General features: G+C 47.5%; 17 protein-coding genes and 1 pseudogene. 1 reads left to right on the top strand and 17 read right to left on the bottom strand.

The features are described 5' to 3' along the window. Positions 1-63: 63 nt before the first annotated feature. Positions 64-574: pseudogene (locus BUB66_RS12765) on the top strand (DDE-type integrase/transposase/recombinase); the annotation flags it as partial. A 188-nt stretch (positions 575-762) separates the two neighbouring features. Here BUB66_RS12765 and BUB66_RS09700 read toward each other — a convergent pair. The 17 genes from BUB66_RS09700 to BUB66_RS12400 all read right to left on the bottom strand — a co-directional run bounded on the left by BUB66_RS09700 (position 763) and on the right by BUB66_RS12400 (position 13,457). Beyond that, a complete protein-coding gene (locus tag BUB66_RS09700; RefSeq protein ID WP_073257997.1) occupies positions 763-1,701 on the bottom strand; it encodes a sugar phosphate isomerase/epimerase family protein in 939 nt (312 codons plus the stop codon). After that, complete coding sequence (gene phnM / locus BUB66_RS09705) at positions 1,691-2,878, bottom strand: phosphonate metabolism protein PhnM (protein WP_073257999.1); 1,188 nt, start codon at positions 2,876-2,878, stop codon at positions 1,691-1,693. Before phnM ends, BUB66_RS09700 begins: the two co-directional genes overlap by 11 nt. Further along, a complete protein-coding gene (phnL, locus tag BUB66_RS09710; RefSeq protein ID WP_073258001.1) occupies positions 2,875-3,594 on the bottom strand; it encodes a phosphonate C-P lyase system protein PhnL in 720 nt (239 codons plus the stop codon). Before phnL ends, phnM begins: the two co-directional genes overlap by 4 nt. A 13-nt stretch (positions 3,595-3,607) precedes the next feature. Further along, complete coding sequence (locus BUB66_RS09715) at positions 3,608-4,453, bottom strand: ATP-binding cassette domain-containing protein (RefSeq protein ID WP_073258003.1); 846 nt, start codon at positions 4,451-4,453, stop codon at positions 3,608-3,610. Further along, a complete protein-coding gene (locus BUB66_RS09720; RefSeq protein WP_073258005.1) occupies positions 4,450-5,343 on the bottom strand; it encodes an alpha-D-ribose 1-methylphosphonate 5-phosphate C-P-lyase PhnJ in 894 nt (297 codons plus the stop codon). Before BUB66_RS09720 ends, BUB66_RS09715 begins: the two co-directional genes overlap by 4 nt. After that, a complete protein-coding gene (locus tag BUB66_RS09725; protein WP_244269825.1) occupies positions 5,337-6,503 on the bottom strand; it encodes a carbon-phosphorus lyase complex subunit PhnI in 1,167 nt (388 codons plus the stop codon). The genes BUB66_RS09720 and BUB66_RS09725 overlap by 7 nt, the downstream gene beginning before the upstream one ends. Then, the gene (gene phnH, locus BUB66_RS09730) at positions 6,430-7,041 is read right to left on the bottom strand and encodes a phosphonate C-P lyase system protein PhnH (protein WP_073258009.1); all 612 of its coding nucleotides are present in this window, start codon (positions 7,039-7,041) and stop codon (positions 6,430-6,432) included. Before phnH ends, BUB66_RS09725 begins: the two co-directional genes overlap by 74 nt. Before the next feature lie 2 nt (positions 7,042-7,043). Further along, a complete protein-coding gene (gene phnG / locus BUB66_RS09735) occupies positions 7,044-7,466 on the bottom strand; it encodes a phosphonate C-P lyase system protein PhnG (protein ID WP_073258011.1) in 423 nt (140 codons plus the stop codon). Positions 7,467-7,481: 15 nt separating this feature from the next. Next, positions 7,482-8,198, bottom strand: a complete 717-nt coding sequence (locus BUB66_RS09740) for a GntR family transcriptional regulator (protein WP_073258013.1) — start codon at positions 8,196-8,198, stop codon at positions 7,482-7,484. Between the two features lie 24 nt (positions 8,199-8,222). Next, a complete protein-coding gene (locus BUB66_RS09745) occupies positions 8,223-8,669 on the bottom strand; it encodes a GNAT family N-acetyltransferase (protein WP_073258015.1) in 447 nt (148 codons plus the stop codon). 13 nt (positions 8,670-8,682) lie between these two features. Continuing rightward, entirely contained in the window at positions 8,683-9,216 is a 534-nt protein-coding gene (locus tag BUB66_RS09750) for a DapH/DapD/GlmU-related protein (protein WP_159431524.1), read from the bottom strand. 143 nt (positions 9,217-9,359) lie between these two features. Next, positions 9,360-10,241 (bottom strand): phosphonate ABC transporter, permease protein PhnE, encoded by an 882-nt coding sequence (phnE, locus tag BUB66_RS09755; RefSeq protein ID WP_084098979.1) that lies wholly within the window; start codon positions 10,239-10,241, stop codon positions 9,360-9,362. Beyond that, entirely contained in the window at positions 10,238-11,035 is a 798-nt protein-coding gene (locus tag BUB66_RS09760) for a PhnE/PtxC family ABC transporter permease (RefSeq protein ID WP_073258017.1), read from the bottom strand. The genes phnE and BUB66_RS09760 overlap by 4 nt, the downstream gene beginning before the upstream one ends. Positions 11,036-11,053: 18 nt before the next feature. Next, positions 11,054-11,803 carry a phosphonate ABC transporter ATP-binding protein gene (phnC, locus tag BUB66_RS09765; RefSeq protein ID WP_073258019.1) on the bottom strand — a complete coding sequence of 250 codons (750 nt, stop codon included), beginning with the start codon at positions 11,801-11,803 and terminating at the stop codon, positions 11,054-11,056. 15 nt (positions 11,804-11,818) lie between these two features. After that, on the bottom strand, positions 11,819-12,760 hold the full coding sequence (phnD, locus tag BUB66_RS09770; protein ID WP_073258021.1) for a phosphonate ABC transporter substrate-binding protein: 942 nt from the start codon (positions 12,758-12,760) through the stop codon (positions 11,819-11,821). A 166-nt stretch (positions 12,761-12,926) separates the two neighbouring features. After that, positions 12,927-13,028: a group II intron maturase-specific domain-containing protein gene (locus tag BUB66_RS12660; RefSeq protein WP_073258023.1), complete on the bottom strand. Its 102-nt coding sequence runs from the start codon at positions 13,026-13,028 to the stop codon at positions 12,927-12,929. A 255-nt stretch (positions 13,029-13,283) separates the two neighbouring features. Continuing rightward, positions 13,284-13,457 carry a reverse transcriptase domain-containing protein gene (locus BUB66_RS12400; RefSeq protein ID WP_198409433.1) on the bottom strand — a complete coding sequence of 58 codons (174 nt, stop codon included), beginning with the start codon at positions 13,455-13,457 and terminating at the stop codon, positions 13,284-13,286. Between the last annotated feature and the right edge of the window lie 301 nt (positions 13,458-13,758).

Here is a 13,758-nt window from a genome sequence, read left to right on the forward strand (position 1 = left end):
GTGTCATAGGTAGTAGTTGCCAAAAACAATCACCATCAACCAAAAGGAGGGAACCCATAATCAATGTTTCTACAACCACTACCCTTTTTCCTCTTTGCTTCCTTATTAAATTTCTTGCTGAAAATCTCTCTGTTCGCTGCTAAGCATTTTAAAGTCGATATCGAACCCCCAGCTGACCTCCAACCTTTAAGTTGCAAAATCTTATTTCCTTTAAAGGACCCTTTGCCTATCGTCGAGAAAAAAGATTACAGGAAAATCCTCGCTAAAGCTGAAGCACAGGGTAAGCCCATTTCTCCTGTTAGACGTATTAACCTGCTTAGTGTAGATGTCGATAAGTGCACGGTTTGTGGCGCTCCTGCCAATTACCTCTATAGCTTCGGTAAAGATCCTGAAGGCTTTCAAAAGCTTCAGTGTAAGTGTGTAAACACCAGTGGGCTTACTAGGCCTGTACCTAAAAAGTTTCACCCTACTTATCGCTGCTCCTTCTGCGAGCTATGTCCTCAGCAAGGATAAGACTAGAAAGAATTTTACTGTTTTAAAGTGCCGCAATGATAATTGTCCTAAGTGGCTTAACCTCTACCTTTGTCGAGAGACTTTGCCGTCTCGCCCGCAGTGGACTTTCACCATAGTTTTCGCCTATTCCGGGGGCATAAGAAGGCGAAAAACCCGCTTTAAAAGCAGGCTTAATTGCTCCAACATATTCTGGGATGCTCAATCTTTTAAGGCTTACTTTTGGAAGGCTATGACAATTTTAACCGATTCCTATATCCAGCCAACTTCCCGGGCCAGAGTCCTTGCCGACGCCAAGGCTTCATAAAGATAAGGCATATATCTTGGCCTTAGTTCCTGCATTAAAACTCCGTCATAGGTATCAAGCATGGCAAAAATTTCTTTAAAAGGAATCATCCCCCACCCTATTGGCATGTGGCAGTCTCCCCTGCCCGTAGCAACTAGCTCCGGCTGTTTTTTCTCGTAAGAAGCATTGGGCTTACCGAAATTGTCATGGACGTGAAGGTGCTTTATGTAAGGTTTTGCCAGCTTTATCCCTTCCAGCAGGTCAAAATTATAGGTTCTTGCAGCCAGAAACGCATGGCCCAGGTCGAGGGTAATGCCTACATTTTTCCGGTTTATGGCTCTTACTTGCTCTACCAAAAGGTCCAGTCTTTCTCCATAACAATAAAACCCGCCATCGAGATACGGGCGGGCGTTTTCCATACAAATAATCACCCCCCGCTCTCCGGCAAAATCGGCCATTTCACGAAGCAATTCTACCTCTGCTCGTTTCATTAATTCCTGCTGTTCATACTCAATAACATGCCTTCTGTGGGGCAACAAGAACTCTTCCTCGGCTATATACCTCCCGCAGTGGTAGACCAGAATTTCAGCCCCGATGGCATGAGCGAATTCTATACTTGACTTAAACAACTCCCTGTGCAGTTTTTCTTCATCAAAATTCATAAGGTTTAGTGGATTGGGGGCATGGACCGTATAGCGGAAGGGAAACCTTTTAAGAAGACTTTGTATTTTTTTCACTTGTTCTGGAACCAACCGACCGTTAAGGACAGCTCCTACCCCGTGCACCGGCATCTCCACATAATCGAACCCGACCCGTTGGAAATACTCCAAGTCATGCCCTAACACTTCTAAATTTCCGTCCAAACGGCCGGCGTCTGCATTTATTCCAAACCCCTTAACGGCCATGTATAGAATACTCCTTTCTGTAGTCGACTTTATAAACTGTATGGCCTTCCACTATAGTAGATACAACAACGGGAACATTATCGCTGAAATCCACTACGATGATATCCGCCTTTTTTCCGACCTCAATAGATCCCAGCTCTCCGTCAAGCCCAACCGCCCTGGCAGGATTGAGAGAAGCCATATTTACAGCTTCGGGAAGGGGAACTCCCTCCGACACCAGCTTGAAAATGGCATGAACGAGAGCCGCAGGGTAATAGTCGGAGCAAAGTATGTGAGCGCTTTTTTCTTTTATCGCGTCTAGGGCCCGCAGATTCCCAGTTAGAGAGCCACCCCTTAGGACGTTCGGCGCACCCACGCAGACCCTCATGCCTGCCTCACAGGCAGTTCTGGCGGCCTCCATGTTGACTGGAAATTCGCTGATGGTAGCCCCCAGCATTTTCATAACTTTCACCTTTTGTGAAGAATCATCATCGTGGGAAGCCAATACGATCCCGCAGGACAAGGCTTCAGTTGACAGATACGTCAAAGCTTGCATGATATCCCTATCCATGGCCATCCTTGTATCTATAAGCTTTTGTATTTTCTCACGGCTCAAGCCATATTTGTCCGCAAGATACCTTTCATAATCCTCTCTAAATTTGAACTGGCCTTGTCCGAGAGTGTGGTCCATGAACGAGAGCATATCCACCATTTTATTTTTTATCAGAGATACCACCGTGTCGACAGCATGGATATTGGTTATCTCAAACCGGAGATGGATCCTGTTGCGTATTAGGGAACGGTTGCCGGCGTTTTTTCGGATCTGCCCCACCACCTTTTCAGCCATGGATACGGACCTAAGGCCGAATTCATCCTCGGAAAACGATATAGAATGGAAAATGGTGGTTATACCGTTCCCCGCAAGCTTTTTCTCCAGCTCTCTAAAGGATAAGTCGACGGGAAAGAGTGCATTCGGCCTCGGCTCTATTTCTTTTTCTATCGCATCGCTGTGAAGGTCGATAAGTCCCGGCAGGACGAACCGCCCTGCAGCATCTATTACCTCTGCGTCATCATGGATGCCGGCGCAATCGGTTTTTATGTCCTTGATGATCCCCCTTTCGATATAGATGTGGCAATTGTCCAGTAATTCATCTGGCAGTACCGCCTGAGCGTTTGCAATTATAATCCGACTTCTCATAGACTGATCACTCCTGCTTTGCCATCGCTAGGTTCAGGCATTTTATAGGTCTTATCCACAACCCTGCTCATCGCCTCCAGGTCGTGGAAGATGCCTATGATGCTGATCCCTTCATTTTTTAACTCCAGCAAAAGATCCAGGACTAGTTTTTTAGTAGCGTAGTCCAGAGATGCAGTGGGCTCATCTAGAAGCAGGAGTCTAGGTTTTACTACTACCGCCCTGGCAATATTCAGGCGCTGTTGCTCTCCACCGCTGAAGGTCGAAGGAAATGCGTCCCATAGTTCTTTTGAAATACCAAGGCGGGTGAGGTACTCGCCTGCGATCCGCCGAGCTTCGTCTTCGGGCACTCCCTTTCTTAACAGCCCTTCTGCCACCACGTCTATCGCTGTAACGCGTGGAACGACCCTTAAAAACTGTGATACATACCCGATCTCATTTTTTCTGAGGACCAGGACCTGTTCATCGGAAGCCTTGGCTAGATTTATCACGCCGAGGCTCAAAGAGTTGTATATGATCTTACCCGATGTAGGAATGTAGGTGCGGTATATGCACTTTAGCACCGACGATTTTCCTGTGCCACTGGGGCCGACAAGGCCCAGGGCTTCCCCTTTTGCCAGGGAAAACGACACGTTGTTAAAACCCCTTATCACCTTTCCTTTCAATATATGCATGGTAAAATGCTTGCTTAACCCTTTTAATTCCAGGATATTCTGCATAAAAATCTCCCCCCTATAGAACGGAATTGACCAGCAATTGGGTGTAGGGATGCTGGGGGTCTTCCAGTATCTGATCGGTAAGCCCCATTTCCACAATTCTGCCGTTCTTAATTACGGCCGTACGGCTCGTCAGGAGACGTATGACCCCAATATCATGAGAAATCACCAGCATGGATATGCCCAGTTCCCGTTGGATATACTTTATAAGGTCCAGCACCCTGGCCTGCACCGAAACATCAAGACCAGTCGTAACCTCATCTAACAACAGGATGGGTGGATTGTTAGCAAGGGCCTTGGCTATCTGTACCCTCTGTTGCATGCCGCCACTGAAGTGCTTAGGAAGGTCATCCATCCTGGCTAGTGGCACTTCAGTCCTATCGAGCAGTTCTGCCGCCCTGCGGCGAACGCCGCCAATATGGTAATATCCTGCGTTAAGGAGCTTTTCGGCAATGTTTCCTCCACAGGTAAAATGCATGTTTAAGCCCTGCCTTGGATTTTGGTAGACCATCCCCATCAGGTGGTCACGGATATACCTTTTATTCTGGGAATTTTCCTCGAAGATATTTACTTTCCCCTCTTTGTAATAACGAAGGTAGGCCTCTCCCCAGGTGGGTTCCTGGTCAAAATACAGGCACTGAACGAGAGTACTCTTGCCCGATCCGCTCTCCCCCACAATGCCCAGGATCTCCCCGGCATAAAGGTCCAGGGAAACGTCTGCACACGCTACTATCGAACCGCAGCAGGGGCATATATTAGTATCGTAATCGGGGCCGGTCTTCTCGACGCAGTAAGGGCACGGGTCTCCGTAAATTTTTGTGACATTTCTCAGGCTCAGCACGACTTCCGGCTCTTTATTCATGGTGAATACCTCCTTATGCCTTCACTCTTTTGGCCGGCAACGCGCAGGTCGCAATAGTTTGTATCGGAGCACATGTAAACCTTTTGCCGGGTGACATCATCGAATACTTCAATCAAAAAGCTCTCGGTGCTGCCGCACCGGCTGCACTTTTTACCGGAAAAATCCTCGACATGAAACTTGTAGTCTTCGAACTCCAGGGGCAGCACTTTTGTATGGGGCGGTACGGCGTAGATCCTCTTTTCCCTGCCCGCGCCGAATAAAAATAGGGTTTTCGCCATGTTCAGCTTAGGCACGTCCCACCTGGGGATTGGCGACGGGTCCATGATGTATCTATCGTTTACCATAACAGGATACCTGGCGCCAATAGTCACGTCGCCCCACCGGACTATGTCCTCATAAAGATACACCCACATCCTGCCGTAATCCATCTCGGCGTGCATCCTGCGGGTGCTGGCTTCGCTGGCTTCTATCGTCCTCAGCGCTTCTGGGATTGGCACCTGAAAAACCAGTATCTGTTCTTCGGTCAGTTCTACCTCGGGAATTCGGTGCCTCGTCTGGATGATAGTAGCTTCACGCGTATTAAAGGTGGTTTTTATGCCGGTGGTCCTAACTATGAGCTTTCTCAAGTTTACTGCGTTGACGCTGCCATCACATCCCTGGTCGATTACTTTTACCACGTCATCGGGTCCCAGCAAAGAGAGCGTTATCTGCAAGCCCCCTGTTCCCCAGCCTCTTGCTATAGGCAGTTCCTGGGAACCGAATGGCACCTGGTAGCCCGGTATGGCCACGGCTTTTAAAATTTTGCGCCTTATCTCCCTCTTCGCCTGCTCGTTCAAAAAGGCGAAGTTGTACCTCTGTACTCCCCTCTGCCGTCTGTATTCATCTAACACCCCTGACCCTCCTTTCTTTTTTGGGAAGACCTCAACCTGTCCAGGTCGGACTGGAAGGTTATGTAGTGGGGAAGCTTGTAGTGGTTGGCAAATCCCGAAGATTCTATTCCATCGATGTGGTATAACACGAATTCCTGATCCTCAGCCGGAGCCTTCGGCTCCTCCGCCATCATGGTCCTGTCTAGGACTGCCATGCATATAGCTTTGAGCTCGTTATGTCCGAAGCAAAGGCCGTACCCTATCGTAAACTTCGGCATCCCCTTCTTATCCTTAAAACTTGCTATAACTTCGGCTTCGGTCACCAGTATCTCTCCTACATACAGTTCCCCATGACCACCGGGATGCGGTATTGTCAGTGGAACGTATCCCACCCTCAGTTCCCCGACGGTAGGGTGTATGTCCCCGTACCCCCGCATACTGCTGTAGGCTAGAGCCAGCAATCCGCCAGTCTCCCCCCGGGCCATAGCCTGCAGCCGCCCAGACCTCGGGCACGGAAATGTCATAGCTTCTTTCGTTATGTCGACCACTTCTGTTGAAGATTCCCGTCTTTCCTCTATGAGCCCTTCCTTTCTCAAAAGATCTACGACCTTTGGAAAGGAAGAAGGATCCCCGCCCAGGTCAAGGTCCAAATCTTTTAAAAAATCGCTCAAAAATTTATTAATAGATTCCGGGGTTTCATCTTCAAGGGTAAAGTCCAGTAATCGCTGGGTGTAATCCCGAGTAGGACCGAGAATCTGCCCTCCAGGTATATCCTTAAAGGCCGCTGAAATCCGCCTTATAATTCGCATATTTGAAGTATCTACCGGCAAGGAATAGTGGTTTCTCGGCACAGTCGACCGGTACGCCCTCAATATGAAGGACGCCTCGATGATATCCCCTTCCGCCTGTTTTATGGCGAGAGCCGCGTATTCTGGAGCATACAGGGAGCCTTCTCCCATAACCCTGTCCACTGCCAGCCGCAACTGGTCAATTATCTGCTTCACCTGAATTGGAGGCGATCCTCCCTTCAAGCGGTAATACTTTAACAGCTTTTCAGAGTTTTCAATTGCCTCAGTACCACCTCTAACCGCCACATAACCCATAACCTTAAACCCTCCTGGTAATTTTGATGCTTCTGGGCAGGCATAGTATCCTACCATCCAGGTCAAGAAGTATTGCATCAACCCCCTTGGGATATTCTTTGTTCTGCAACAAAAGCCACCCAAGGTTATATTCGTGCATACCAGAAATACATACCCATGTCTTCCCACATATACCGGGACCTTCCAGTTCAACCTCCTTTAATTCTTCGCCATCCTCTTCCAAGCGCTGCAATCCCAGCCGCCCAACGGTCATTACGACAGTAGCTCCCTTATCCGGAAACAAAAGCGTACCGGGATTTGTCCTGTACAAATCTTCCTGCCTTTTTCTGCCATCGCAAAAAACAAACTCTGCCGAACTTACATCCACCAGCCTTGCTCCTGTAGCATCTCTTATCCTTTGGCCAAGGGTTTCTTCTTTGTCCAGACATGCAAAACCTACTTCACTGTCCAAGAGGGTTCTGGCTATCAGAAAAGGAAAGTTATATTCTCCGTCTAAAAAGTGAATCTGTGGCAAACAATTTATCTTTCCCGGTCTCGCCATACTGTCCAGGATAATGCGAAATATTCTCTGGCTGTCGAAAACCGTGTTGAAGTTATCCTTGAGCGTGAGACTCACAGTTACCCCTCCATCACTTCAAATTTAACCTTTGTCCTGTTAACCAGCCTGAATTCTAAAAGCTTCTTTTTCTCCAGCTCTTCCCTTTGCTGATTAACGACCTGAACTATTTCATCCACCAGAGGATGAGCGGCATTTAATGCCGCATCGATAATAGCCACGGCCAGCGCTATTGTGGGCCGGTCTCCCAAGACATATCCCCATCCTCTGCATGAGTCTATTTCGACTTCACATTCGGTTATTAAAACCTCTCCCACATTGAAAACAATACCCTCTGCCGAATCCCTGGCTCGCATCATGACGAGGCTTGTGGAAGGGGGCTTAAGGATGTTCACATTAGAAGTGGCAAGAATTTTTTTGGCCAGCGTTTCCCATACTTCCTCATCGCCATCCGCGAGCACTCGGTATTTATCCTTTATATCCAAGAGATTCACCCCCTCTTACTGGTTAAAATCAATTGATACCTTGCAGAGGTCACCCCGATACTTTGATTCTGTATATTCTACCCTCCTATACTTTTCGTCCTTAACCACGCTGCTTATCTGCAAAAGTGGCGTCCCCGAAGAAATCTCCAGGTACAGGGCTTCTTTAGCTGTAGGGAATACGGCCTGCAGTACAGAGTTCATTCTTAGGGGCCGAACACCATAGACTCTTTCCATTATTTCATACAGGGAGAAAAATGGGGTTGTATGGTTTAAAAAATCCTCGAAGAATTTGGTCGGCAGCCAGGTAAAGCTATATGCCAGAGGTACGCCGTCGGCATAGCGGAGAATCTCCAGTTTATATACTTCTTCCCCTTCGGACAGTTCCAATGCATCTTTGACCTCCTTGGGGGGCAGGTGCCTTTCTTTTTTTAGCAATTTTGCCCCGGGAATAAGCCCCATTTCCCTTACCATATCGGAATATCGGCAGACGGGCGTCAGACAGTATCTAATGCAAAGAGGCTTTCCCGCCACAAAATAGCCCACCCCCTGCCTGGAATTGATTAGGCCCATCTGAACCAATCGGGACAAGGCTTTTCTCACCACATATCTACTGGCTTTAAAACGAGAGCAGAGCGATGCTTCTGAAGGCAGTCTTTCACCTTCACGATATTTTTCCTTAATTTCTTTTTGTAATATATCTGCGATTTTTAGGTCCAGGGGAATTTCTTTCATAAGATCCCCCTTTCCTGTTTATCCCTATCGGTTCAGGTTTACTCTGAAACTGACCCCGTGTCTGACAAATCCCAGCCGATCGTAAAATGTGTGGGCTCCTTCCCGCTTAATGTCACTTGAAAGTACCAGCTTGTAGCATCCCCGTTCTGCCGCAATCTCCATGGCTTTTAACATCATGCTCCTGCCTACGCCTTTCCGTCTATGGTCTTGATGGGTGATGACGCTTTCTACCACAGCGAAAGGGGTTCCTCTATGCCCCAAGTTGTCGAGAATATACAAAGTAAAAGTACCCACTATGGTATCGTCCCGTCCTTCTTCAACGGCCACAAATACCTTATAAAAGGAATAATTTTGCATCACTTTTAGTTTTTCTTTTATTTCTTCCGGCGAGAGAAATACTTCATCGTCTATTTCTCTAAGCAGTAAACTAAGCTGCTCCGCATCCTCTTCTCTTGCTTCCCTTATATACACCCTTAATCCCTCCTCAGGATCTGCAGTATTTTTTAAGGAAAGTCTCTACATCATGGAAATCTTCAAATCTTTCCTCCAGGATATCCCTGGGCCAGTCCCACCACTGCGTCTCCATAATTTTCTCGACCACCTCTCTTGGAAAACGCTCCTTTATTTTCCTGGCCGGTACTCCTGCTACAATCGCATAGGGTTCCACATCCTTCGTGACTACAGCGCCAGCGCCGACAACTGCTCCGGTACCTACCTTAACCCCAGGCAGCAAAATGGCGCCATGTCCTATCCACACGTCGTGCCCTATCACAACTCTGTGAGTTCGTCTCCAGTTAAAGAATTCTTCATCATCCACCTCTGCAAAACGGTATGAAATCCTTCGGTATGTTGCATGATGTTGTGTAACCCGCCACATAGGGTGGTTACCAGGATTTATGCATACATGTGAGGCGATAGAACAAAATTTTCCTATTTCTGAATAATTAATTTCCACATCTCCGGCAGTATAGCTGTAATCCCCTATGTTAGTTTCGAGCAGGCGGGTGTTGGGGCCCAGATAAAACCCACGCCCCTATATGACTGTTTACCACCTGGCACGTTTCATGGATAAAAGGTTCTTCAGACAATTTGTGCATCACAGGTACATTTTTATTAACAAAAGTCATCGCCTTTTGTCCTCCTTGACTAATCTATCTTCCACTAAAGATTCAGCACCTTTTTCTTTATATAATGATTTATCCTTTCTACGGAGGTAAGCATCGCAAATATCACCAGGATTATAAATATCGCCTCATTAAACTGGTACATGCGCATGGCCCTGGTAAGCAGCCAACCAATGCCCCCGGCTCCTACCATACCCATTACCGAAGAATACCGCAGATCTACGTCTAATCGAAGGAGTATCCATGACAATAAATAGGGCCACACGGCGGGTAATATTCCCCGTGCCACCACTTGGAACCAGCTGGCACCGGTAGCCTGCAATGCCTCGATAATGCCGCTATCCACTTCTTCTATCGAATCGCAAAAAACCTTGATCAGCATCCCGGTACCGTGCACCGCGAGAGCTAGGATACCAGGAAGTGGTCCGAGCCCTAGTGCTGCCACAAATACGAGTGCCCACACCATCGCCGGGATGGCACGCATCAGAGCAGCAAACCACCGAACAGCCAGCCTCAGCAGAGGAGAAGGGGAGATATTTGCCGCCCCTAGAAATGAGAGAAAGAAACCTATGACGCCTGCAATAAGCGTACCCATCCATGCGATATTGAAAGTTTCCACTGCCCCTACCAGCACATGGCTCCAGCCGGTGGTACTGGGCGGAAACATCGCTTTTAGAATCCGAAATAGCACGGCAGTACCGGTCAATAAGCGCCTATAGTCCAGTTTCAAATAGTTCAGGCCCCAGACAAAGGCCATACCCAGTACAGCGGCAATGAAGACTGACTGCCACCCTGTTTTGATTTTTTCACATAACTGTTTTATAACTATAAAAGGGTTCTCCGATACTTTTTCTTCTCTCAATATATGGACGGAACCCATATAAAATTTTTGCTTCTCCCTCCTGACCTCCGCGTTCATATAATACACCTCCTGATCCTGTCGGTAATGTAATCTATAACAATAAACAGCCCCACCATCTCTAGAATAGCCATAGTCACCACGTCAAAGCGGTATAATTTAAGCCCAGACTGGATGGCAAACCCCAGCCCGCCTCCACCCACCATACCGATAATAGCAGAACTTCTTATATTGGTATCAAACCCAAAAAGGGACCAACTGGTCAGACCTGGCAGAAATTGAGGCAAAACTCCCCGCCCCATTATCTGAATCCAGTTGGCCCCTGCCGCCTTCAGAGCATTCAGTTTATCCATATCAATCGCTTCCAGCACTTCCGCAAAGGAGCGGGTAAGCAGTCCTGTGCCGCTGATGAACAGGGCTATCGTCCCTGCCGTCACCCCGATGCCATAGGCGGGCACTACGAGCATTACCCATACCATATCCGGAATCGTCCTCAACCCCGTAGCAAAACCCCTGGTTACAATCTGCAACCAAGGATGTGGAGAAGTGGAAGCAGCGGCAAAAAAGGCCAGGACAAAAGAAACTGCTATAGATGCTATCACTGCTATATAGCTCATAATGATGGTGGAAAGAGTAGGTTCAACCACCTGCATTAAAATTTTTGGGTTTACGGAAAACATCTCGTATACGATAAACCTGTAAATCTCATATAATCCCGAAGCGATCGATGTAAGCGAAAAGCCGGTCGTTGTAGCCGACCAGAGGGTAATTGTCCCAGGAATGAGGATTGCCAGAATTCGCTGACTTGTTTTTTTTCTACAAAGGACCTCAAACTCCTTAAAATATTGCTCCAATCCCCTCACCTCACAATCTCATTTTTGTTGACCGTATATACTGCGTATAACCTCCCTGGTCAACTCATCGGGGGTACCGTCAAAGACCTTTTTGCCTTCCCTAATCCCTATAATGCGTGTGGCGTACCTTTTTGCGATTTCCACCTGATGAAGGTTGATCAGGCATGTGATGCCGTCTTCCCTGCAAATATTGTATATATATTCCATTATGTTTTCGGAAGTTATCGGGTCTAGGCTGGCAATTGGTTCATCGGCCAGAATTAGTTTGGGCTCTTGAGCGAGGGCGCGGGCTATACCTACCCGCTGCTGCTGTCCCCCGCTCAGCTCGTCCACGCGCTTCAAAGCCTTGTCCGCCAGACCCACCCGTGCCAGGATTTCCAGGGCAAAATCCCTATCTTTTCTGGAAAAGATGCCCAGGGCCCCCGCTAAACTGCCGGTGTATCCCAACCGCCCGTTTAATACGTTGTCTATCACCGTTACCCTTGGAATAAGGTTAAAATTTTGAAATATCATTCCTATTTCTCTTCTGTGCTGTCGCAGTTTCTGGCCGTTAGCCTTCATCATATCGTTTCCGTTGAAGTATATTTTTCCCTCTGAAGGTTCCACCAGCCGGTTAATGCATCTCATCAGAGTACTCTTTCCGGCACCGCTGGGGCCGATTACGGCTACAAACTCCCCTTCCTTTACCTGAAAATCTATCCCACGAAGGGCAAATGTCCCGTCTTTATACTTTTTTTTCAACCCTATGACTTCCAGTACGGCCTGCATAATTCCTGCCTCCGCTTATTTTTTAAGCAGTTCCTCCGGGGTAAGATTAAGAGCCTTGACAACCTTTCGGATAACATCGAACTTGCTGTCATCAGTCGGGTAATAACCGTTTATTCCCATTTCCTTAAAGAATTCTTCATTTTTAAAGTTCAGGAAAAACTCCCTTATCTTGTCCTTAAGGTCCTGGGGCAGGTCGCTGCGGTAGGCTACCGGATCCTTGGGTATGGGGTCGGATTTCTTAATAACCCTGATATCCGATTCCTTCAGGGCTCCGGACTTGATCATCTTCTCTAGTGTGGAACTAGAAATCCCTGCTCCATCCGCATCGCCTCTGGCAACTGCCAGGATTGAGGCATCATGGCCGCCGGAGAACGACACGCTGGAAAAGAGGGCGTCAACCTCTGCAGCACTCGACACGCCGAAATGTTCTGCCAGCATCGCATGGGGGATCAGATTGCCGGATGTAGATGCTGGGTCGACAAACAGAAATTTTTTCCCCTTCAGGTCATCCAAGGTATTGATATTCGACTTTGCAGGCACTATTATCAGACTGTAGTAAAAGGCTTCCTCAGGGCTTTTCGCCGGCGTGGCAAAGGCTTCTGCCCCGCTCCTCTCGTGGGCGATCACATAGGAAAAGGGACCGAATTCCGCCACATCGAGTTTTTTGGTCCGCATGGCTTCTATCATCGACGTATAGTCGGTACCCATGTACATCTCTACTTTTATCCCCAGATACTCGCTCAGGGCATCCACCACCGGCTTATACGTCCTGGCAATTGTTTCTTGACTCTCGTAAGGCACTACGCCATAGCGCAATACCTCGGGCCAGCCCTCAGGCACAGAAGCTGACTTGTTTGCATTACCTCCTCCACCGCTACACCCTGCCAGTACTGCTAAAGCCAATACCGCCAGCAATACCGGCAGAAAAATCTTCAGCTGTTCTTTTTTGACTAACATTTTAACCACCTCCGCAAATTGTTTCGTTCTTTACCTATTTAGCATAACTTGTCGACATGATGTAGAGATTAAAATTATGTTAATATTAAGTTAAATCTAGCAGTCCAATCGAGTAGGAGGGGGCGACTAACCCCCGTCCCTTTAATTCTCGGTATCTCGCGCATACTCACTTCCACTGCTTCCAAAGGATCATCCGTAACCTCCAGCATATCCAGCCTTCCAAATCCTTGAATACGTTGGGTATTTCGACCAGGACAAAGTATCCCATCCCCCTCCAAGATAAGTGTTGAGGCGTCCTATTCGTTCGGCTATGCTTACTGATTTGTTATTGGCTGTTTCTGCCATATTTTCGTCTTTACTTGTTCAATGGTTTTTGGTGCTATTTGGATGAGAACTTGCCCATTCTTCGCTTTATGCATGCTGAATCCTAGAAATTTAAACTTCCACGGTCGGTCCACAGCGCTCTTTTGTTCGTTTATCTTGAGCTTCAACCGTTCCTACAAGTATTTCTTTATGATACGATTTATATAACTCTTTCTCCGGCCCGTTTGTTCCTTACATAGATGTTGCAGTCATCGGCGTAACGGACAAATTTATGCTCCCTCTTTTCCAGTTCTTTGTCCTGCTCATTTAGTAGTGATGTTGCTAGAAGTGAACTTAGCGGTTCTCCCAGAGGTGTCCCTTCTATTGTTTCCATCACTACTCCGTTTATCATAACTCCTGCCTGTAGGTACCGGCAAAGAAGGGTCAAAACCTACTTATCTTTTACTTTCTGGGCTACTTTTGCCATGAGTATGTAGTGGTTTACTAGGCCAAAGAATTTTTCTATGTCAAGGTCGACTACCCATTCATATCTTTCTTGTACGTATCGTCTTGCTTCCCTTACTGCATCGCGGGCTTTTTTTCCGGGCTAAAATCCGTAACTGTACTCCTAAAATCCCGCGTCAAATATTGGTTTTAATGCTTGCAGGCGGGAAACCACCGTAGGTGTGTGCTAT

The organism is Caldanaerovirga acetigignens (assembly GCF_900142995.1).
In the GTDB taxonomy this organism is placed as follows: domain Bacteria; phylum Bacillota; class Thermosediminibacteria; order Thermosediminibacterales; family Thermosediminibacteraceae; genus Fervidicola; species Fervidicola acetigignens.